Source organism: Phascolarctobacterium succinatutens CAG:287 (genome assembly GCF_000434895.1).
GTDB lineage: Bacteria > Bacillota > Negativicutes > Acidaminococcales > Acidaminococcaceae > Phascolarctobacterium_A > Phascolarctobacterium_A succinatutens_A.
On the sequence record NZ_FR892819.1, the window covers coordinates 27570 to 49522 of the forward strand.

Consider the following 21953-nt stretch of genomic DNA (forward strand, 5'->3'; position numbering starts at 1 on the left):
TGCACTTAGGTGTGTCGGGAGTTTTTTTGATTTTCTGCCTCAAAGAATATATAATATTTGCAACGGAACCAGGAGGTGAGTAGGGGATGCAAGTCAATTATCAAGGCAATCGCGACGCAAAAGTAGTCTTGCTGCAAATAATAGGAGAACATGAGTTGCCGTTTATCGAAGATGAACTGTCCCATATAAAAGCCGTAACACAGAATACAGATTTTTTGTTTATTACCGTGCAGGTTGATAGCTGGAACGACGACCTTTCGCCATGGGTGGCAGAGCCGATTTTTGGAGATGCTGCCTTTGCTGGCAATGCGGAAAAACTTCTAACACGTATAAAAAATGAAGTAATTGTTCCGTTATTAAGTGAGCATCAAGATATAAAGATTTTTGCGGGCGGCTATTCCTTAGCCGGATTATTTGTATTGTGGGCGGCTTATCAAACAAATTTATTCGAAGGTATAGCAGCAGTATCTCCGTCTGTGTGGTTTCCTAAATTTATTGATTTTGTACATAACAACAAAATATTAACCAATAGAGTCTATTTAAGTCTTGGCGATAAGGAAGCAAAGACACGTAACAAAATTCTGGCACAGGTGGCAAATGATATTCGTGATGTGTATACATCATTGGAAGATTATAGGTTGAGCAGTATTCTTGTTTGGAATCAGGGAAATCATTTTAAGGAACCTGCTTTGCGTATGGCAAAAGGATTTGCATGGTTGATGAGTTATGAAAAGATTCACTCATATGAATTTTTTCTTAAAATATTTGAGCATGATGAAGTTTTTCTTGTTGATGAAACCTTATTTTATTTTGATGATGAGCCTAAAAATCAACAGGAACATTACCTTGGCTGTTTACGTGAATATGATAAACTATATTGGGTGGGGTATTGTGACATACCTGATGGTGAGGAATTCTTGACTGCCAAAGAAATGTTAGAAGCCAAAATCTTTGAAGGCAAGTCAATTAAGGATAGATGGGAACATGTTGTGATTGTAAATATAGGTGGATTCTGTTGGGAGGATTGGCTAGATATGTATATGAATAAGCTAGGTGGAATAAGTGATTTAAAGTAGTATTTATTTGCAAGATAATACATTAATAATTGACTTGGATTTCGGCTGTAAAGTAATTAGCGATATCACTTGTAATATATACTTTCACCTTAGCTCAGCTTTCTAATAAAAAAATTACATTCTAACATTCTTATGCTATAATATAAAAAATGACCTACTATATTGCTGTGTAAAAATGATAGAGATTTTTTATAAAGGAGTTTTATATGCTTACAGACGAAAAACGTAAAAAGCTTTTAGCTGGTACGCTGATAGCAGTAATGCTGACTGGTGTTGCAGGCTGTGGCAACGATAAAGACAGTGAGTGGAAGAATGATAACTCTGCTCAGAATAATCAAGATGAAAAGAAGGATGAAAATAACGGCGGAGGCTTTTTTCATGGCTTCTTTCCCTGGTACTTTATCGGTCGTACCTTTGGCGTAGGACCTGCAGCAGGTGTGCGTACTGCGCCTGCAGCTAATACGAAGCAGGATAATACAGCTGCAGGTTCAGCTACGGCCAGAGATAGCAGTAATGCAGCTAATGGTGCCTCTGTGCAGCAGGGAACTGCAGGAAGCACGCAAAATTCCAAGCTCGGCAGTACGGGCACTACAGGTAAAAGCGGTATCGGCAGTGGCATGAGCCGCTCCAGCGGCAGCGCAATTTCCTGAGGTGATGAAGATGTATAAATATCGTAAGCCTGATACCTGGCTTGATAAAATTGATTTGAATATTATGCCGTATGTGGATGCGACGGAGTGGGAAAACCGTTATCCTACTATCAGCGCGCTGCTTATGAGCAATGCCAATAAGCGTGAGCTGCAGCGCATCAGTGCCGGCCTTACAGCAGCACTCTCACGCCTGGCAGAGGCTTTGCGTACCAATAATAATGGTGCAATGCCCTTTAATCTGTTTAATATGACGGATAAGCTCACACCGTATATCCTTGCGGATAACTCGGATCATGTGAGCTATATCAGCCGTCTTGACTTTGTAAAGAATACTGACGGCTGCTATAAGCTGGTAGAGATCAATTCGGATACTCCTTGCGCCTTGCCGGAAACATTTTATGCCAACAAGGTAGCGGAAGCATATTTTGCTAAGGAGTACGGCCTGCATTTGCAGCCGCGTTCGGATGGTGAGGAGCTGGCGGAGCCCTTTTTAAAGCTTTTGGAACAGCCTAAATATGCAGATAAGGATGTAGTGCGCATTGCTTTTGCTGCTGATAAAGGCTACAGCGAGGACTGGGCTAACGCCAAATTTTTATTTGAGCGTGTGCAAGAGGTGTTGCGTGAACGCATTTTGAGCAGGCAGCCCTTTGTCTGTCGCCTTGTCGGTTTAGATGAGCTTATAGTACATGATGACGGAGTGTACATTCATAATGAAATATTCCATAAGGAAGATAGAATTGATATACTGTACCGTCTGCATCCGCTGGAGCTTTTGATGGATGATGAAAGCGAGGATGGCTATCCTGTTGGCTTAAAGCTCATGGAGTTAGCTAATTTCGATGCTGTTGATCTGGTTAATCCGGTAAAATCCATTGTACTGCAGAATAAAGCACTGCTGGCACTGGCATGGTATTTATATCAGCATCGTCTGTTCTGGACACCGCAGGAGGAAGAACTGTTGGCTGCGCATTTAACGCCGACCTATTTGGACAGCAAGCAGCTGGCTGGACAGCGTTATATTAAGAAGCCTATCTTTGGGCGTGAGGGTGCAGGCATTGCTATTGTAGAGCCTGATGGTGCGCTGAGCTACGAGGCGGAGGAATGCGATGACTGCGATTTGATTTACCAGCAGTTTGTTCCTTCTGCCGATGTACAGCAGGAAACAGATAACGGTGAGGCAACTGGCAAGTATACTTATTCCTGCTTTGTGATCAACGGTAAAGCGTCGGAGACCTTTGTGCGTTTGCAGCCGGGAGAAATTACCGGTGTAGAAGCATATTTTGTACCTGTTCTTGACGAAAAGTAAGAATTTGAGGAGTCCATAAAATGAACATCCAGGTGTACCAATCCTTTTTGACTGTAGTACAGTGCCGCAGCTTTACGCAGGCTGCGAAATATCTTAACTTTACCCAGCCTACAATCAGCAATCATATCAACGCGCTGGAAGAGGAATATGGCGTCATTCTTTTTACCAGAGATGGCAAGAATGTTTATCTGACGCAGGCCGGTAAAAATTTTGTGCCGATAGCACAGCAGCTGATGGCTGATTATCAGAAAAGCCAGGAGGTAATGCGCCAGTTTCAAAAGAAGAATTACAGCTTAAAAATCGGCGTTTCTACTCAGGGCATAAACTTTTACCTTTTACCAGTACTGCTGAAGCTCAAAAAAGAATTTCCCGAGCTTGATATAGAGGTTAACCGCTGCATGACGGTGGAATCGACTATCAATGATGCCTTTGTGCAAAAGCTGTATGATTTTGCCTTTGTGCATATTGATGTGCAGCCGCTTTATACCAAGCGTGTACAGCTTTGGAATCAGCCGATGGTTTTTGTAGCCTCCAAAGAACTGTATGAGCAGATGGGCAGAAATAATAATATTTATGATTATCCTTTTATTGCCTATCCTGCAAGCGAGGTATATTATAAGCATCTGAAATCGAAGGTTGATTTCACGCGTCTGCAAAGTATATTGACCTTCAGTGATTCGGAATCCGTGCTGATGGCAGTTGAGCAGAATCTCGGTATAGCTTTGACACCGCGGGTAAAAGTAATGAAGGAACTGCAGCAGGGAACATTAGTCGAATTCCCAGTCAAGTATTCGGGAAATATGCCTATTTCGGTTCTTTACGATTATGAATTTAACTTTACCTTGCCGACCAAGCGCTTTTTGGAGCTTTTAAAAGAGTCACAGGAAAAGATAAAGGGTTAATTTACTTTCTGTTCTTTATATAAGAATAATTTATCAAAATGCTATAACAGGAAAAATAATCTTATTGATTTTCTGATTTAGGGCTTCTTCAGCATGTTTGAAGAAGTCCTAAATTTTTAGTATAAAAAAGCGCATGGTTAAGCAAATGTCCACGAATTATAGTACAAATTTTGTATACAAAATACAGAACGGCGAATAAATTGCTTATGTATACAAGAAAAATTCCAATAAGTATAGATAAAGAAAAACTGTTGAGATAATTAAGCTATAATGATAAAATTTTTATAGATAGCGTTGCTTGCGCAAAATTAAGCCGGCTATATGACCGGCAGAAATGAGGGTATTATGTCAAAGGATATGCAAAAAACTGAAGAAAAAACAAATAAGCGTATGCCAACCTTTACGGAATCTATTATTCCTATTATTGCTATGATGGTTATTCTGACCGTCGGCAAAGGTTATCTGGGGTATGCAACCGAGCCGCTGCTGCTTTTGGTAGCTGCCATTGCCGGCCTGATTGCTTACCGCGTCGGTGTTACCTGGGATGAAATGATGGACGAAATCTGCCAGAAGATTGCCAAGGGCATGTCGGCAATTTTGATCCTGACCTGCGTTGGTGCGCTGGTTGGTACCTGGATGGCTTCCGGTACTATCCCGATGATGATTTATTATGGCGTGCAGATTGTAAACCCGACCTTCATGCTGGTAACTGCGTTCCTGATTACTGCAGTTGTATCTATCGTAACCGGTACCTCCTGGGGCTCTGTTGCTACCATGGGTGTTGCACTGATGGGTATTGCCAGCACTTTGGGTGTAAACCTGGCAGCTACTGCAGGTGCTGTAATCGCCGGTTCTTATTTCGGTGATAAAATCTCCCCGCTATCCGATACCACTAACCTGGCACCGGTTGCAGCTGGTTCTACTCTTTATGAGCACATTGCTCACATGTTCTGGACTACCGTTCCGGCAACTATTATTTCCCTGGTTGTTTATGCTTTCGTTGGCTTAAAGGGCAATATCGGCGGCGATGTTTCTTCCGAAGCAGTAAGCACTATGCTGACTCAGTTAGATGGCATGTACAACTTTAACATTCTGCTGATTCTGCCTGTACTGCTGATTTTGGCAGGCTCTATCTTTAAGAAACCGACTCTGCCGGTTATGATGGCTTCCACTGTTCTGGCTGGCGCCGAAGCATTGGTTTTCCAAAACATCAACCTGAAAAATTTGCTGCTGGCTACCGTAAAAGGCTTCAAAATTTCTATGCTGACCACTCCTGGCTTTGACCCTGCTACTGCTGCTCCACAGATTATCAAGCTGTTGAACCGCGGCGGTATGGCTGAAATCATGGGTACCACTCTGCTGGTATTCTGCGCATTCTGCTTTGCCGGTATCATGAGCAAGGCTGGTTGCCTGGATGTAGTTCTGCAAAAAATCCTGACCTTTGCTAAGAGCACCGGCGATCTGATTGCTTCCACCGTTGCTTCCTGTATTACCATGGGCCTGTGCACCGGTAACTCCTACCTGTCCATTCTGATTCCCGGTGAAATGTTCCGTGATGCTTATAAAGCAAGAGGCCTTGCTGCTAAGAACCTGTCCCGTACCTTGGAGGATGCAGGTACTGTATTTGTACCGTTGGTTCCCTGGTCTGCAGCAGGTGCTTATATGACCGCCTGCACCGGCATTGAAACTCTGGATTATGCACCGTGGGCAATTCTTTGCTACACCGGTTTCATTATCGCTCTGTTCTACGGCTACACCGGTATCGGTATTGCTAAGCTGGAAGACGAAAAGAAATAAGCCGATTGCGCAAGCAAGTCGGCAGTACTGAGCAGCTGCTTAGTACACAATGAAAGGAAAAGTGACACATTTTGATTAAGTTAATTAGAAACGCTGACGTTTATGCACCTGCGCATCTTGGTAAAAAAGATGTGCTGGTTATTGCAGATAAGGTAGTGCGTATTGCTGATAAAATCGAAGGCTACGAAGGTATGCCTGAGGTTGAGGTATTTGATTTCAGCGGCAAAAAGCTGTTGCCCGGTTATATTGATATGCATATGCATATCACCGGCGGCGGCGGTGAGCAGGGACCTGCTTCCCGCGTACCCGAAGCAATGCTGAGCCAGATTACCAGCTGCGGTATTACTACTGTTCTGGGCCTGCTGGGTACAGATGGTGTGACCAGAAGCGTAGAAAACCTGGTAGCTAAAGCACGCGCACTGACGGAAGAAGGCATTACCGCCTACTGCCTGACCGGTGCTTACGGTATCCCTTCTCCGACCATTACCGGTTCTATCGAAAAGGATATCATGATGGTTCCACCGATTATCGGCACCAAGATTGCAGTAAGCGATCATCGTAGCTCTAATCCTCAGGGACCGGAGCTGATTGAGGTTGCTACCGCAACCCGTCGCGGTGGCCTGTTGGCCAACGTTGCCGGCCTGGTAACCATGCATATGGGTTCCGGTGTTGGTAAGCTGGACCCGCTGTTCTACGCACTGGACCATTCCGATGTTCCTGCCAAAAACTTCCTGCCGACTCATATGCTGCGTACTCGCGAGCTGATGGAAGAAGGTGCAAAGCTTGTACGTCGCGGCGGTTACTTCGACATGACTGCCGGCAGCACTGATGAGGATATGGAAATCGGCGCAGAGCAGATTATGGAAATCCTGAGCTGGGAGGGTATGAGCACTGATCATCTGACGATGAGCAGTGATGCTTTCGGTTCCCAACCTAAGTTCAATGAAAATGGTGACTGCATTGGTCTCACCTACTGCTCTCCTAAATATCTGCATCTGACGATCAAGAGCCTGGTACGCCGCGGCCTGCCGCTTGAAGAGGCTATTAAGCTGCTGACCTCTACACCTGCCGAGCTGCTGGGCAAGACTGGCGTTAAGGGTTGTGTTGCAGTTGGCGCGGACGCTGACCTGTTGGTTCTTGACGAAAACCTGGATATTGACGCATTGTTTGCTAAAGGCCAGGTAGCTCTGCTGGATAAAGAGATTGTACTTAAAGGACGTTTTGAATAAGACGTGGCTATAAAGTTACAGACACCCATAAAAATGAGGTGTCTGTAATTTTTTTTGAGCTAAATCTTGACAATTTGCATTATTTATGATAACATATCATACTACATCATTATTATTTTTGCAGGTGTAAATTTTGACAACAAATACTGCCGGGTCAGTGGTTGAACGGCGTATCTTGCTTATAATGAAAGATGAGGCTGCTCATCGAAGACAACTGACAAGGTCCTTGTGGTAAGAACCTTGTTGTTTTTTTTGTCGGGAGTGATGCTGCCAAGTTTAGTATGCTGATAATACAAGAAGGGGTGAGGAATTACATGTTTAAACCGGTTCCAGTAGGTGATAGGACTCGGTATAGTTATGCGAGAATCAATGAAATTCTGGCTATGCCGCATTTGATTGATATTCAAAGAAAGTCCTATGAGTGGTTCATTCAGAAGGGCCTTATGGAGATTCTGCATGACATTTCTCCTATTAAAGACTTTGCAGGCAATCTGGAGCTTTACTTCGAAAGCTTTGAATTAGGAGCTCCTAAATATAGTGTTGAAGAGTGTAAGGAGAGAGATGAATCTTATTCTGCACCAATGAACGTAAAAGCTCGTCTCGTTTTCAAAGATGACTCTGGCGAGATGAAAGAATCCTCTGTGTTTATGGGTGACTTCCCGCTGATGACTGATACCGGTACCTTTGTTATCAATGGTGCTGAACGTGTTATAGTCAGCCAGCTGGTACGTTCTCCTGGCGTTTATTATAGTGTAACTATGGATCCGAGCGGCAAAAAGATTTATGGTACTACCGTAATTCCTAACCGTGGCGCTTGGATTGAATATGAAACTGATATCAATGATATTATCTCTGCTCGTGTAGACCGTACCCGTAAGGTTCCGGCAACAGTGCTGCTGCGTGCTTTAGGCTTATCCTCTAATGATGAGATTATCGCATGCTTCGGCAATCATCCTGCATTGCTGGCTACCCTGGAGAAGGATACCACTACCAACAAAGATGAAGCAATGCTGGAGCTTTACAGAAAGCTGCGTCCTGGCGAGCCTGTTATCCTGGAAAACGCTGTACAGCTGATTGAGAATACCTTCTTCGACAGCAAGCGTTATGATCTGGCTAATGTTGGCCGTTATAAGCTCAACAAGAAGCTTGGCTGGCGCAACCGTTTGAGCGGTACTGTACTGGCTGAACCTATTGTTAATGAAGAAACTGGCGAAATCATCCTGCCGGAAGGCACTAAGATGACCGACGAAAATCTGGATAAGATTGAAGAGAGCGGTGTCTACAGTGAACGTGGCCTGCGTGCTGTTAAGGTTAAAAATCATGAAGCAGATATGCTGCTGATGTTTACCACCGGCATTGATGCAAAACTGCATACAGTTACCCAAGAGGATGTATTTACTTCCTTTAACTATCTGCTGAACCTGATGGATGGTCATGGTACCGGCGATGATATTGACCATTTGGGCAATCGTCGTGTACGCTGCGTTGGCGAATTGCTGCAAAACCAATTCCGTATCGGCCTGTCCCGTATGGAACGCGTTGTTAAAGAACGTATGACAATTCAGGACAATGAGGCTATTACTCCGCAGGCGCTGATCAACATCCGTCCTGTAGTTGCTGCTATTAAGGAATTCTTCGGCAGCAGCCAGCTGTCCCAGTTTATGGACCAGAACAACCCGCTGGCAGAGCTGACTCATAAACGTCGTTTGTCTGCCCTCGGCCCTGGCGGTCTGTCCCGTGAGCGTGCAGGCTACGAAGTCCGCGACGTACACAACTCCCACTATGGCCGTATGTGTCCTATCGAGACGCCTGAAGGTCCTAACATCGGTTTGATCGGTTCCTTGTCTACCTATGCTGTTATCAATGAATACGGTTTCATGGAAACTCCGTATCGTGTTGTTGATAAAGCAAATAAACGTGTAACTGAAGAAATCAGATACATGACTGCTGATGAAGAGGATAAATATATCGTAGCACAGGCCAACGAACCGTTGGATGATGATGGCTACTTTATGGGCGAGCGTGTAACTGCCCGTGCTAAGGATGATGTTCTGTCTATTACTCCTGATAAAGTAGACCTGATGGACGTTTCTCCTAAACAGGTAGTATCTATCGCAACTGCACTGATTCCGTTCCTGGAAAACGATGACGCTAACCGTGCTCTGATGGGTGCGAACATGCAGCGTCAGGCTGTACCTCTGCTCTGTACTCAGGCTCCGATTATCGGTACCGGTATGGAATACAAGGTTGCTTCTGACTCCGGTGTCTGCGTCCTGGCTAAACGTGCCGGCGAGGTTATCCGCGTAGTAGGCAACGAAATCCGTGTACGTGCTGAAAATGGCGAGGTAGACGTATATCCGCTGCTGAAATTCAAACGTTCTAACCAAGGTACCTGCGTTAACCAGCGCCCTATCGTCTTCAAAGGCGACAAGGTTGTTGAAAAGCAGATTCTGGCAGATGGCCCGGCTACCAATCACGGCGAGCTGGCTTTAGGCCACAACGTAATCGTTGCTTATATGCCTTGGGAAGGCTATAACTACGAGGATGCTGTTCTGCTGAACGAGGACCTGGTAAAGGCTGATATCTTTACTTCTATCCATATTGAAGAATATGACTGTGATGCCCGTGATACCAAGCTTGGCAAAGAGGAAATCACCCGCGAGATTCCTAACGTATCTGACGAAGCTCTGAAGGATCTGGACGAGCGTGGTATTATCCGCATTGGTGCTGAAGTACGTCCTGGCGATATTCTGGTAGGTAAGGTTACTCCGAAAGGCGAAACCGAGCTGACTGCTGAAGAACGTCTGCTGCGTGCTATCTTTGGTGAAAAAGCACGTGAAGTACGTGACAGCTCCCTGCGTGTACCGCACGGCGAAGCTGGTAAGATTGTCAGCGTTAAGGTATTCAGCCGTGAAAACGGCGATGACCTGCCGCCGGGAGTAAACGAACAGGTTCGTGTACATATTGCCCAAAAACGTAAAATCTCCGAAGGCGATAAGATGGCAGGTCGTCATGGTAACAAGGGTGTCGTTTCCCGCATCATGGCGCGTGAGGATATGCCGTTCCTGCCTACCGGCGAACCGGTACATATCGTACTGAATCCGCTGGGCGTACCTTCCCGTATGAACATCGGACAGGTGCTGGAGAACCATCTGGGATGGGCAGCACGTGCGCTGGGTATGGAGATTGATACTACCAACCTGGCAGCTAAGCTGAACGCAGTTGAAAAGACTGGTGCAGCAGAAGGTACTCCGGAATTTGAAGCAGCTTATAAGGAAGAGCTTGCTAATTCCGAAACCGCTAAGAAATTAGAGCATTACGGCTACGATTATGAAAAATATGGTATGCCGGAAACTGTTGAAATTGATAAATTCGGTGGCAAGAGCGTAAAAGCAGTACAGATTTCTGTACCTGTATTCGACGGTGCGCATGAGCAGGATATTGCTGATGCCCTGGAGCTTGCAGGCATTGATAAGACTGCTAAGACTACTCTGTATGATGGTCGTACCGGTGAGCCATTCGATAACCCTGTTACTGTTGGTCTGACCTATTACCTTAAGCTTCACCATTTGGTTGACGATAAGATCCATGCACGTAGCACCGGCCCGTACTCCCTGGTTACCCAGCAGCCGTTGGGTGGTAAGGCACAGTTCGGCGGCCAGAGATTTGGTGAGATGGAAGTTTGGGCGCTGGAAGCATACGGCGCTGCTTACACCCTGCAGGAAATCCTGACTGTTAAGTCCGATGACGTTGTTGGCCGTGTTAAGACCTACGAAGCAATTGTTAAAGGCGAGAATGTGCCTGATCCTGGCATTCCTGAATCCTTCAAGGTACTTGTTAAGGAGCTGCAGTCTATCGGCCTGGATATCAAGGTTCTCAACGAGGACGAAGAAGAGGTTTCCTTGCGTGACGATGATGATGAAGATATCGCAACCACCGCTCGCGAAATGGACATGGATATCAACGGCCAGGTAATTGAAAATGCACCTGAAAAGCCTGTTGATGATTATGCTGATAATGACGCTACCGAGGATGTAAGTGACTCCGGGGATATCATTGCTGATATGGGTAATTTCACAATTACCGATAATCCCGACGGTGACTTAAATGATCCGGATAATATGTAAGAGAAGGGAGCGAATGATTCTTGATCGACGTAAATAATTTTGTGTCTATGCGTATCGGTTTGGCCTCTCCTGACCAGATTAGAGCCTGGTCTTACGGTGAGGTAAAAAAACCCGAAACCATCAATTATAGAACCCTGAAGCCGGAACGTGATGGCCTGTTCTGCGAAAGAATCTTTGGCCCTACTAAGGATTGGGAATGTCATTGCGGCAAATATAAACGCATCCGTTATAAGGGCATTGTCTGCGATAAGTGCGGCGTTGAAGTAACCCGCAGCAAGGTTCGTCGTGACCGTATGGGCCACATCGAGCTGGCTGCGCCGGTTTCCCATATATGGTACTTCAAGGGTATCCCCAGCCGTATGGGCCTGATGCTGGATATTTCTCCGAAAAGCCTGGAGCAGGTTCTGTATTTTGCTAAATTTATCGTTCTTGATCCGGGTGAAGGCACTGACTTAGTTAAAGGTCAGCTGCTGACTGAGCCTGAGTATATGGAAAAGCGCGACAAATATCCTGAAGCAGGTATCCGTGTAGGCATGGGTGCGCAGGCTATTAAAGAGCTGCTGCAAGCTATTGATCTGGAAGCTTTGACAGAGCAATTGCGCCATGATATGAAGGAGCTGAGCGGTCAGCGCCGTGTACGCGCTATCCGTCGTCTGGAAGTTGCTGAAGCTTTCCTGAAATCCGGCAACCGTCCTGAATGGATGATTTTGGATGTAGTACCGGTTATTCCGCCTGAGCTGCGCCCAATGGTACAGCTGGACGGTGGCCGTTTCGCTACCTCCGATTTGAATGATTTATATCGCCGCGTTATCAACCGTAACAACCGTTTGAACCGTTTACTGGAGCTGCATGCGCCTGATATCATTGTCCGCAATGAAAAACGTATGCTGCAGGAAGCAGTAGATGCTTTGATTGACAATGGTCGTCGCGGTCGTCCGGTTACCGGTCCTGGCAATCGTCCGTTGAAATCCTTGTCCGATATGCTCAAAGGTAAACAGGGCCGTTTCCGTCAGAACCTGTTAGGTAAACGTGTTGACTATTCCGGCCGTTCCGTAATCGTAGTAGGTCCTGAGCTGAAAATGCATCAGTGCGGCCTGCCGAAGGAAATGGCTTTGGAGCTGTTCAAACCCTTCGTTATGAAGCGTTTGGTAAACAGCGGTGAAGCAAGCAATATCAAGAGCGCTAAGCGCATGGTAGAGCGTGCTACCAACGCCGTATGGGATGTTCTGGAAGAGGTAATCAAGGAGCATCCGGTACTGCTGAANNNATATCCAGGGACTACCTGTTACTCCTGACCGGTGCACCGACTCTGCATAGACTTGGTATTCAGGCATTCGAGCCTATCCTGTCTGAAGGCCGTGCTATTAAGCTGCATCCTCTGGTATGTACCGCTTATAACGCCGACTTCGATGGTGACCAGATGGCTGTCCATCTGCCGCTTTCCGTTGAGGCTCAGGCTGAAGCACGTATGTTGATGATGTCTGTAAACAATATTCTGGCACCGAAGGATGGCAAGCCTGTTGCTGTTCCTACTCAGGATATGGTTTTGGGCTCCTACTATCTGACTATCGTCAAGACCAGCAAGGATGACCCGAACGTTAAGGGTGAAGGAACCCGCTACAGCAGCGTGGACGAAGCTCAGCTGGCTTACTTCCACCATGCGGTAGATCTGCAGGTACCTATCGAGGTTTATATTCCCAACAGCGAAATCTATGATGAAGAAAAGGGTGCAGCTGTCGGTGAAACCGGTATGTCCCTGGTAGTTACAACTGTAGGTAATACTATTTTCAATGGCGAGCTGCCTCTGGAAATGCGTTACTATCATAAAGAAAAAGATCAGGTTGTTGAAAAGCATCTGGATGCTGAAGGCAACGTTGTTGAAGAAACCGTTGAGATTGAACGTTGGCACCTTGGCAAGCTGATTGACAAAAAAGAATTGGGCAAACTCGTTGCTAAAGCTCATAAGCTGTACGGCAACCTGCGTACTGCCGAGATTCTGGATATTGTTAAAAAGATGGGTTACGATAATGCTTGTAAGTCCGGTATTTCTATCGCAACCTCTGATATTCAGATTCCTGCTGAAAAAGAAGTTATTCTGGAAGCAACAGAGCATGAGGTTGATAAGGTTGAGCGCCTCTTCCGCCGTGGCTTGATGAGCGATGACGAACGTTATCGTAAGGTAATCGATCTGTGGAACGAAGCAACCGATAAGGTTACCGATAAGCTGATGAAATCCACCATGAACAAGTTCAATCCTGTTTCCATGATGGCGGACTCCGGTGCCCGCGGTAACAAACAGCAGATTCGTCAGCTGGCCGGTATGCGTGGTTTGATGGCCGATCCTTCCGGTCGTATCATTGACCGTCCTATCAAATCCAACTTCCGTGAAGGCCTGACCATTTTGGAATACTTCATTTCTTCTCATGGTGCTCGTAAAGGCTTGGCCGATACTGCATTGCGTACTGCTGACTCCGGTTACCTGACTCGTCGTCTGGTTGACGTTGCTCAGGACGTAATTGTACGTGAGGATGATTGCGATATTGTAGGTATGAACCTGGTTAAGGAACGTAGCCGTCTGAGCAAGGCTGTTCTTGGTGCAAGCCAGAACAAAATCCGCGAAAAGGTTATGGGCCGCACTCTGGCTTCCGGCGTACATGACGCAGAAGGCAACCTGATTGCAGAAGCAGATACCAACATCACTGAAGAGCTTTTCGCTAAACTCAATGATGCTAAGATTGAAGAGATTAACCTCTACTCTGATGAAGATATGAATGGTGAGGATATTGAAACTGTCCGCATCAACATCAGCGACACCTTTGCACATAATGTGCTGAAGGAAGCTATGATGCATAACTTCAACAATAAAGAGGTAGCAGCTGATATCGTTAACGGTGCAGGCGAAGTGCTGGCACATACCGGCGACACCATGACCGAAGACATTATCAACGCTATTTTGGCTGACGGTACTGTTAAGGAAATGCGTATCCGCAACAACGAAATTGCTGGAATTGAGGTTGAGGCAATTACCGAAGGCAAGAAAGAGAAAACCATCATTGAAACATTGCATGACCGTATCATTGGCCGTAACCTGGCTGAGGATATTCTGGATGAAAATGGTGAAATTCTCTATCATATCAATGAATATGTTACCGAGCCTATGGCAGAACGCATCTGCCAGCTGCGTGAAAAGGTTAAGATCCGTAGTGTACTGACCTGTAAGGCTAAATTCGGCGTTTGCCGCAAGTGCTATGGCCGTAACCTGGCAACCGGCAAGAACGTTGATGTAGGTGAGGCAGTCGGCACTATCGCTGCACAGTCCATCGGTGAACCTGGTACTCAGCTGACCATGCGTACCTTCCATACCGGCGGCGTTGCAGGTGCTGATGATATTACCCAAGGTCTGCCGCGTGTCGAGGAACTGTTCGAAGCACGTAAGCCGAAGCATCCTGGCATTCTGTCCGAGGTTTCCGGTCACGTACATATTACCCAGGAAGGCAACAGCCGCAAGGTAACTGTGATGGCACTGGATGGCGAAAACCAGGAATACCAGATTCCTTATGGTGCTAAGCTGTCTGTTGTTGAGGGCGAGGAAATCGCTAAGGGTGACCGCCTGACTGAAGGCTCTCTTAACCCGCATGACGTACTGCGTATCAGCGGCGTCAAGGCTACCCAGAACTATCTGGTATCTCAGGTAGTTGGCGTTTATAAGTCTCAGGGCGTAGATATCAACAGTAAGCACATCGAGGTTATGGTTCGTCAGATGATGCGCAAAATCCGCATCGAGGAATCCGGCGATACTACGATGCTGCCGGGTGAAGACGTTGATGTGGCAGAATTTGAAGATCAGAATACCGAGATGCTGGAAGCAGGCAAGACTCCTGCAGAAGGCCGCGCTATTCTGCTGGGTATCACCAAAGCTTCTTTGGCTACCGATTCCTTCCTGTCTGCCGCTTCCTTCCAGGAAACCACCCGCGTACTCACCGATGCCGCTATCAAAGGCAAGGTTGACCCGTTGCTGGGCCTGAAAGAAAACGTTATCATTGGTAAGCTTATTCCGGCTGGTACTGGTATGAGCCGTTACCGTGATATCAAAGTAAAATATAATGTTCCGATGCCGGAAGTTCAAACTGCTGAAGCTGAAGCAGAGGAAACTACTGATAAGGAATAACGTATAAGCAAGTGCGCCTCAAAGCCTTAGGCTCTGAGGCGCTTTGCTCTATGAGGAGAACGATTTATGCTGATAAAAAAATTTCCTGTTCCCTGTCGCGTTGACTACGTGCCTTCTCCCTATGAGCCTGATGAGGATGGCGTGCAGGATGTCGGCTATTATAACGGCAAGCTGAGCGATGGCCGCGCCTATCGCCTGGAATGCTGGCGTATGGACGATATGCTGATGCTGACCGTAATGTTTTCTGACCAGTGTCTGGAAGGCTACAGACGCGATGATATGCCGCTTTTACTGGAGCTGGAAGGCATTGTGAGTTTTACAGGTACCAGTCGTAAGCTGCAGGCTACACGCACGGAGGATGATCGTGGGCAGGCAGTATGGGCCATTAATCTTATGCTGGCCAATAAAAAAGGCACCTATGCGGAAATAGTGCCGCCACTGAACAGATATATCATGTAAGACAATCGCTGCTGAAGGCAATGCCTCGGCAGCGATTTTTTTCAGCTTAAATTAGTTTTACCTGCCTATACTGCATTGTGATACAATAGCTGTAACGGAGGCGGAAGCAATGAAGATTTTATTAGCTGAGGATGATATAAATTTAGGCAAGCTTTTGAGCATGCTGCTGAAAAAACAAAATATAACTGTGAACTGGGTGCAGGATGGCGAGGCTGCCTACGATGCTGTGTATGCTGTATGTCTATGATGTGCTGGTATTGGACTGGATGATGCCGCTTTTGAGCGGGCTTGAACTGTGGAAGCGCTTGCGTGGCGAGGATTATCAGGGTAAAATACTGCTGCTGACGGCTAAGGATACACTGGCTGATAATGTAGAAGGGTTAAATAGCGGTGCTGATGATTATCTGGTAAAGCCCTTTGAGCTGGAGGAGCTGGTGGCGCGTCTGAATGCCTTGTGCCGCTGCCAGGGACAGTACAGTGCGGAAAAGCTACGTTACGGTGCTTATACCTTGGAAAGCTCTACCTATTGCCTTGCCTATGGCGAACAGCGCGTAGAACTGCGACCGCGTGAATTCAAGCTGCTGGAGCTGCTTTTGCGTAACCGTGGGCAGGTTATGCCGCGTGCGGTTCTGCAGGATCGTATCTGGGGCATTGACAGCGATGTGACTGACAACAATCTGGATGTGCATATTCGTCTGCTGCGCAAAAAGATAATGGAGCTGAACGGCGAGGAGCTGATTAAAACAATGCGGGGCGTAGGCTATTATGTGGAATAAGCCTTTTGAAAAGCTGCGCAGGCGTATGACCTGTTTATATGCAGTCATCTTCGGTGCTTTGATTTTGGTAATTGTGGCTGCTGCCTATACCTTTATCTGGTGGGAGATATTGCCGCATGAAAAGGAAAACCTTGTAGCGCAGATTTACCATGAGGGCGAGGAATGGGTGGAGTCCGAGGAGGCTTCCTGTTCTGAAGCAGCTATCCGCAGCGGCAAGATGCTTGCTTACTTTGTGGATGCGGAGGGTACGAGAGTTATTTTGAACCAGCTGGGGCAGGGCGAGGCCGGACAGGAAATTATGCAGCATAAAGCTGACTGGCCGAAAGAGCTGAATACATCGCGCCTTTTGCGGATGCATGGAGCAAACGGCGAGCGTTATCGTTATTTGGCTGCTGTTGCTCCTGTTATTGATGCTGACAAAAGCTGGATTGTGCTGATGGCAAAAAAAGGCTAAGCCGATATATTACTACGTAGCTTATAAGTGCTTGCAATGTGTTATTGCAGGCACTTTTTATAATCTGCAGATATTCTGCAAGATAAAGAATAATTAAGTTTAAGATATTATGCTATAATAAGAAAATGATAATTAGACAGGAGGCGTAAGTATGCACAATAAAAATTCCGCTATGGCGTTCATCGTGCTGCTTGGTGTTGTCAGCTTGTTCAGCGATATGACACATGAAGCAGCGACAAGTATCAAGGGCGCATATTTATTGATTTTAGGGGCGAGTGCTTCTACCATCGGTTTTATCTCCGGCGTAGGCGAGCTTTTGGGCTATGGCCTGCGTTATCTTTTTGGTCGTTTGGTAGATAAAACGCACAACTACTGGGGCTTTATGATTTTAGGCTACGCTGTGGATGTTTTTGCCGTACCGGCGTTGGCGCTGGTCCATCGTGACGGCTGGATAGCAGCCTGCGTGCTGCTTGTTGTTGAGCGCATCGGCAAGGCGATAAAAAAGCCTGCAAAGAATACTATTCTTTCCTTTGCGGCCTCGCAGGAGGGGGTCGGCAAAAGCTTTGCTATACAGGAAGCCTTGGATCAGCTTGGTGCTCTTATCGGTCCTTTACTGCTTTATGTAATAATGCTTTATAAAAATGGTGATGAATACGAGGTATATAATGCAGCCTTTGCTTTTCTGACGTTGCCAGCAGTCTGTACAATTGCTTTTTTACTGTTTGCTAAAAGCCGTTTCCCGAATCCGGAAGCCTTTGAGCCGGAAGCTAAGGAGAACAAAAAGAATAGCTTTGTAGGCAAGAAAAGCTTTTATTTGTATCTTGCAGGTATCAGCTGTTTTGCTTTCGGCTTTGTAGATTTTCCGCTGGTGACTATGCATTTGGCAAAAAATAAGCTTTTTGATGACAGTATTTTGCCGTTGCTTTATTCCGGTGCGATGCTTGTGGATGCGGTGGCAGCGCTTTTCTTTGGCTGGCTGTTTGACAAAATGCGCACGAAGGCATTGGTTATTTCTACTGCGATTTCCGCGTTCTTTGCTGTGTTTGCTTTTGGCGCGACTTCGCCGGGAATGATTATGCTGGGTATTGCTTTGTGGGGCGTAGGCATGGGTGCTCAGGAATCTATTATGAAAGCAGCAGTTGCCACTATGACCAGTAAGGAGCATCGTGCCAGCAGCTACGGTGCGTTCGAATTTTTCTTTGGCTTAGCGTGGTTTTTAGGCAGCTGGCTGTTGGGAGCTGTTTATGATTATTCATTGAATATATTCATCATTGTTTCGGTAGCAGCACAGCTTATTGCTTTACCATGTTATCTTTTTAGCGAGCGCAGTCTTGCACGTGAAAACTGCTAACGAATTGCTTCAAAAGTTACACTCCCTTATGTATTCGTGTATACATAAAAAAATCTTAAAAAAAGGCTTGCGTTCTTTAAAAAGTGTGTTATAATAGCGTACATAAGTAAATAACGAGTGGATGATGTATATGGGAGAAGGCACTGCCTACCGAAGGAGCAAAACTCTCAGGTGCTTAATTTTAAGCAGGAACCGTATGCTGACACAACTCTGGAGAGTCCCTTAAATGGGCGCCGAAGGTGCAAAGATGTATTCTGAAATTCAGAAACGTCCTTATCTCTCAGGCCAGTGGACAGAGCAAAGCTTATGTGATGGCGCTATTGCCTATCATATGTCATTGACTTTTACCGGAGTATTTTTTTGTATACTCCGGTTTTTTATTTGCTTATAAATAATTAATGGGAATTTAAAGGGAGATGTTTGAATCATGTTGGAAATTTTGAATGAAATTGATGCGTTTGTCTGGGGTCCGCCGCTTCTGGTACTTTTGGTTGGTACCGGTATTCTGCTGACCTTCCGTTTGAAGCTGCTGCAGGTTTTCAAGCTGCCTCAGGCTTTGGGCCTGATCTTCAGTGCCAAGAACGATGGCAGCGGTGACGTAAACAGCTTTAAAGCATTGTGCACCGCACTGGCTGCAACTGTTGGTACCGGTAATATCGTTGGTGTTGCAACCGCAATTAAAGCAGGTGGCCCGGGCGCATTGTTCTGGATGTGGATGGCAGCCTTCTTCGGTATGGCAACTAAATATTCCGAATGTCTGCTGGCTGTAAAATACCGTACTGTCGATGCCAACGGCAATATTTCCGGTGGCCCGATGTACTACATTGAAAATGGTCTTGGCAAAAAATACAAACCGCTGGCTGTTATGTTTGCTGTATTCGGTGTTCTGTGCGCATACTTTGGTATCGGTACCTTTGCTCAGGTAAACTCCATTGTTGAAATTACCCAGATTTCTGCAGGTATTCCTGTTGTTTACACCGGTATTGCTCTGACTGTTGTTGTTGCTGCTGTAACCATCGGCGGTCTGAAATCCATCGCAACTGTTGCTGCAAAGGTAGTTCCTGCTATGGCTCTGCTGTACTTCCTGACTACTGTTGGTATCATGATTGTTTTTGCAGACCAGGTTCCTGCTGCAATCGCAACAGTACTGAATTCTGCTTTCACTCCGACTGCTGCTCAAGGCGGTTTCCTTGGTGCAACCGTTATGCTGGCAATGCGCAGTGGTGTTGCCCGCGGCGTATTCTCCAACGAATCCGGCTTAGGTTCTGCTCCTATCGTAGCTGCTGCTGCTAAAACCAAATGGGCTGCAGAGCAAGGCTTGATTTCTATGACTGGTACTTTTATTGATACTATCATCATTTGTACTCTGACCGGCTTGTCCCTGGTTGTCAGCGGTGTATGGTGCGGACCTCTGAACGGTGCTGCAATGACTGAATCTGCCTTCACCATGGCGTTCCCTGCATTTGGCAGCATTCTGCTGTTGGTTGGCCTTGTACTCTTTGCTTTCACCACTATCCTTGGCTGGAACTACTACGGCGAACGCTGTGTAGAATATCTGATGGGCGTAAAGGCAATTCTGCCGTACCGCATCATCTTCATCTGCCTGATTGCCTGCGGTCCTTTCCTGAAGCTGGAAGAGATTTGGGTTTTGGCGGATATTGTTAACGGCCTGATGGCTATTCCTAACTTAATTGCTCTGCTTGCTTTGTCCGGCGTAGTTGTTGCCGAAACCAAGGCTTATCAGAAGCATCTGGCTGAAGAAAAGAATAAATAAGTAAGCCTAGTATTTCATCTTTATATAGCAAAGCGGCGTTGTGCGACTCTCCCCAGAGTTCCCACAGCGCCGTTTTGTTATTAAAAAAATCAATAAACATACGTCGATTTACAGTTTTATATGTATGCGTGTATACATTTACGTAAACTCTTGATTTTAAATTCAAGTGTGTTATAATCAGATACATAAGTAAATAATGAGTGGATGAAGTACATAGGAGAAGGCAATGCCTACCGAAGGAGCAAAACTCTCAGGTGCTTATAAAAAGCAAGAACCGTGTACAGACACAACTCTGGAGAGTCCCTTGAATGGGCGCCGAAGGTGCAAAGATGTGCGTATACACATCCTTATCTCTCAGGCCAGTGGACGGAGCAAAACAACAATTATAGCATAGCTATCAGGGCCGCTGACAAACCGGAGTATCAGATAATCATACTCTGGCTTTTTATTTACTTAGGGAACTTTGAAAATGAGAGGGGAAATCATCATGTTGGAAACATTGAATGCAATTGATTCGTTTGTCTGGGGTCCACCGCTACTGGTGCTGCTTGTAGGCACCGGCATTATGCTGACTATTCGTTTAGGCTTGCTGCAGGTATTGAAGCTGCCGCAGGCATTGAAGCTGATCTTCTGTGCCAAGAATGATGGTCACGGTGATGTAAACAGCTTTAAAGCTCTGTGTACAGCTCTTGCTGCAACTGTTGGTACCGGTAACATTGTCGGTGTTGCTACCGCAATTAAGGCTGGTGGCCCCGGTGCATTGTTCTGGATGTGGCTGGCTGCCTTCTTCGGTATGGCAACCAAATATGCGGAATGCCTGCTGGCTGTAAAATATCGTACTGTCGACGCTAACGGCAATATCTCCGGCGGTCCGATGTATTACATTCAAAACGGTCTTGGCAAGCAATATAAACCATTGGCTATGATGTTCTGTATTTTCGGTATCATGTGCGCGTACTTCGGCGTAGGTACCTTCGCTCAGGTAAACTCCATCGTTGAGATTACCAAAATCTCTGCAGGCATCCCGGTTCTCTATACCGGCATTGCGCTGACAATTCTTGTTGCTGCCGTAACCATCGGCGGTCTGAAATCCATCGCTACCGTTTCTTCTAAGGTTGTTCCCGGTATGGCAGTAATTTACTTCCTGACTACCTTAGGTATTCTGATAGCTTTCTCTGATCAGGTACCTGCTGCTATCGCATTGGTTATTGAAAGCGCTTTCACTACTACTGCCGCACAGGGCGGTTTCCTCGGTGCAACTGTTATGCTGGCAATGCGCAGTGGTATTGCCCGCGGAGTATTCTCCAATGAATCCGGCTTAGGCTCTGCTCCTATCGTAGCAGCTGCTGCCAAAACTCAATGGCCTGCCGAACAAGGTCTGGTTTCCATGACCGGTACCTTTATCGATACCATCATCATCTGCACCATGACAGGTTTGTCCTTGATTGTTACCGGCGTTTGGAACGGTGATTTCAACGGTGCTGCAATGACTAATGCAGCCTTCACCTCCGCATTCCCTGCTTTCGGCAGCTGGCTGTTGTTTGTTGGCCTGGTGCTCTTCGCCTTTACTACTATCCTCGGCTGGAACTACTACGGCGAACGTTGCGTAGAATACCTGATGGGTGTTAAAGCAATTCTTCCGTACCGCATCGGCTTCATCATTCTTGTTGCCTGCGGCCCGTTCCTGAAGCTGGAAGAAATCTGGGTTATGTCCGATATCGTTAACGGTCTGATGGCTCTGCCTAACCTGATTGCTCTGGTTGCTCTTTCCGGCGTAGTTGTTGCTGAAACTAAAGCATATCAACAACATCTCAAGGAAGAATCTGAGCTGGTTCCGGCAAAATTAGCCGAAGAAACCAATCATTAAGTTTTCCCAATTAATTT

At 46.3% G+C, this 21953-nt stretch carries 12 protein-coding genes, 2 pseudogenes and 2 riboswitches; all 14 genes and pseudogenes read left to right on the plus strand.

Annotated features, from left to right (window positions below):
- Positions 1-86 precede the first annotated feature (86 nt).
- Positions 87-1076, plus strand: coding sequence for a hypothetical protein (locus BN587_RS11535; RefSeq protein ID WP_021720941.1), 990 nt, complete (start codon positions 87-89; stop codon positions 1074-1076).
- Between the two features lie 206 nt (positions 1077-1282).
- A complete protein-coding gene (locus tag BN587_RS09755) occupies positions 1283-1726 on the plus strand; it encodes a hypothetical protein (protein ID WP_021720942.1) in 444 nt (147 codons plus the stop codon).
- Between the two features lie 10 nt (positions 1727-1736).
- A complete protein-coding gene (locus BN587_RS09760; protein ID WP_021720943.1) occupies positions 1737-3032 on the plus strand; it encodes a glutathionylspermidine synthase family protein in 1296 nt (431 codons plus the stop codon).
- A 20-nt stretch (positions 3033-3052) separates the two neighbouring features.
- The gene (locus BN587_RS09765; RefSeq protein ID WP_021720944.1) at positions 3053-3934 is read left to right on the plus strand and encodes a LysR family transcriptional regulator; all 882 of its coding nucleotides are present in this window, start codon (positions 3053-3055) and stop codon (positions 3932-3934) included.
- 345 nt (positions 3935-4279) lie between these two features.
- Positions 4280-5731: a Na+/H+ antiporter NhaC gene (gene nhaC, locus BN587_RS09770; protein WP_021720945.1), complete on the plus strand. Its 1452-nt coding sequence runs from the start codon at positions 4280-4282 to the stop codon at positions 5729-5731.
- Positions 5732-5802: 71 nt separating this feature from the next.
- A complete protein-coding gene (gene iadA, locus BN587_RS09775) occupies positions 5803-6960 on the plus strand; it encodes a beta-aspartyl-peptidase (RefSeq protein WP_021720946.1) in 1158 nt (385 codons plus the stop codon).
- 314 nt (positions 6961-7274) lie between these two features.
- The gene (rpoB, locus tag BN587_RS09780) at positions 7275-11087 is read left to right on the plus strand and encodes a DNA-directed RNA polymerase subunit beta (RefSeq protein WP_021720947.1); all 3813 of its coding nucleotides are present in this window, start codon (positions 7275-7277) and stop codon (positions 11085-11087) included.
- Between the two features lie 20 nt (positions 11088-11107).
- Positions 11108-15255: pseudogene (gene rpoC / locus BN587_RS09785) on the plus strand (DNA-directed RNA polymerase subunit beta').
- Between the two features lie 66 nt (positions 15256-15321).
- On the plus strand, positions 15322-15714 hold the full coding sequence (locus BN587_RS09790) for a hypothetical protein (RefSeq protein ID WP_021720950.1): 393 nt from the start codon (positions 15322-15324) through the stop codon (positions 15712-15714).
- A gap of 109 nt (positions 15715-15823) precedes the next feature.
- Positions 15824-16490, plus strand: a pseudogene (locus tag BN587_RS09795) (response regulator transcription factor).
- Positions 16480-16944, plus strand: a complete 465-nt coding sequence (locus tag BN587_RS09800; RefSeq protein WP_021720953.1) for a hypothetical protein — start codon at positions 16480-16482, stop codon at positions 16942-16944. Before BN587_RS09795 ends, BN587_RS09800 begins: the two are co-directional and overlap by 11 nt.
- A gap of 151 nt (positions 16945-17095) precedes the next feature.
- Positions 17096-18295, plus strand: coding sequence for an MFS transporter (locus tag BN587_RS09805; protein WP_021720954.1), 1200 nt, complete (start codon positions 17096-17098; stop codon positions 18293-18295).
- 200 nt (positions 18296-18495) lie between these two features.
- A riboswitch (glycine riboswitch) is annotated at positions 18496-18601 on the plus strand.
- A 121-nt stretch (positions 18602-18722) separates the two neighbouring features.
- Entirely contained in the window at positions 18723-20069 is a 1347-nt protein-coding gene (locus BN587_RS09810; RefSeq protein ID WP_021720955.1) for an alanine/glycine:cation symporter family protein, read from the plus strand.
- A gap of 282 nt (positions 20070-20351) precedes the next feature.
- A riboswitch (glycine riboswitch) is annotated at positions 20352-20449 on the plus strand.
- A 107-nt stretch (positions 20450-20556) separates the two neighbouring features.
- Positions 20557-21936 (plus strand): alanine/glycine:cation symporter family protein, encoded by a 1380-nt coding sequence (locus BN587_RS09815; RefSeq protein WP_021720956.1) that lies wholly within the window; start codon positions 20557-20559, stop codon positions 21934-21936.
- Positions 21937-21953 lie beyond the last annotated feature (17 nt).

Excerpts from the sequence above, each read along its gene's own strand:
- nhaC (WP_021720945.1), top strand. The coding sequence starts at position 4,280 with ATGTCAAAGGATATGCAAAAAACTGAAGAAAAAACAAATAAGCGTATG.
- BN587_RS09760 (WP_021720943.1), top strand. The coding sequence starts at position 1,737 with ATGTATAAATATCGTAAGCCTGATACCTGGCTTGATAAAATTGATTTG.
- BN587_RS09815 (WP_021720956.1), top strand. The coding sequence starts at position 20,557 with ATGTTGGAAACATTGAATGCAATTGATTCGTTTGTCTGGGGTCCACCG.
- BN587_RS09790 (WP_021720950.1), top strand. The coding sequence starts at position 15,322 with ATGCTGATAAAAAAATTTCCTGTTCCCTGTCGCGTTGACTACGTGCCT.
- BN587_RS09800 (WP_021720953.1), top strand. The coding sequence starts at position 16,480 with ATGTGGAATAAGCCTTTTGAAAAGCTGCGCAGGCGTATGACCTGTTTA.
- BN587_RS09755 (WP_021720942.1), top strand. The coding sequence starts at position 1,283 with ATGCTTACAGACGAAAAACGTAAAAAGCTTTTAGCTGGTACGCTGATA.
- BN587_RS09765 (WP_021720944.1), top strand. The coding sequence starts at position 3,053 with ATGAACATCCAGGTGTACCAATCCTTTTTGACTGTAGTACAGTGCCGC.
- BN587_RS09805 (WP_021720954.1), top strand. The coding sequence starts at position 17,096 with ATGCACAATAAAAATTCCGCTATGGCGTTCATCGTGCTGCTTGGTGTT.
- rpoB (WP_021720947.1), top strand. The coding sequence starts at position 7,275 with ATGTTTAAACCGGTTCCAGTAGGTGATAGGACTCGGTATAGTTATGCG.
- BN587_RS11535 (WP_021720941.1), top strand. The coding sequence starts at position 87 with ATGCAAGTCAATTATCAAGGCAATCGCGACGCAAAAGTAGTCTTGCTG.
- BN587_RS09810 (WP_021720955.1), top strand. The coding sequence starts at position 18,723 with ATGTTGGAAATTTTGAATGAAATTGATGCGTTTGTCTGGGGTCCGCCG.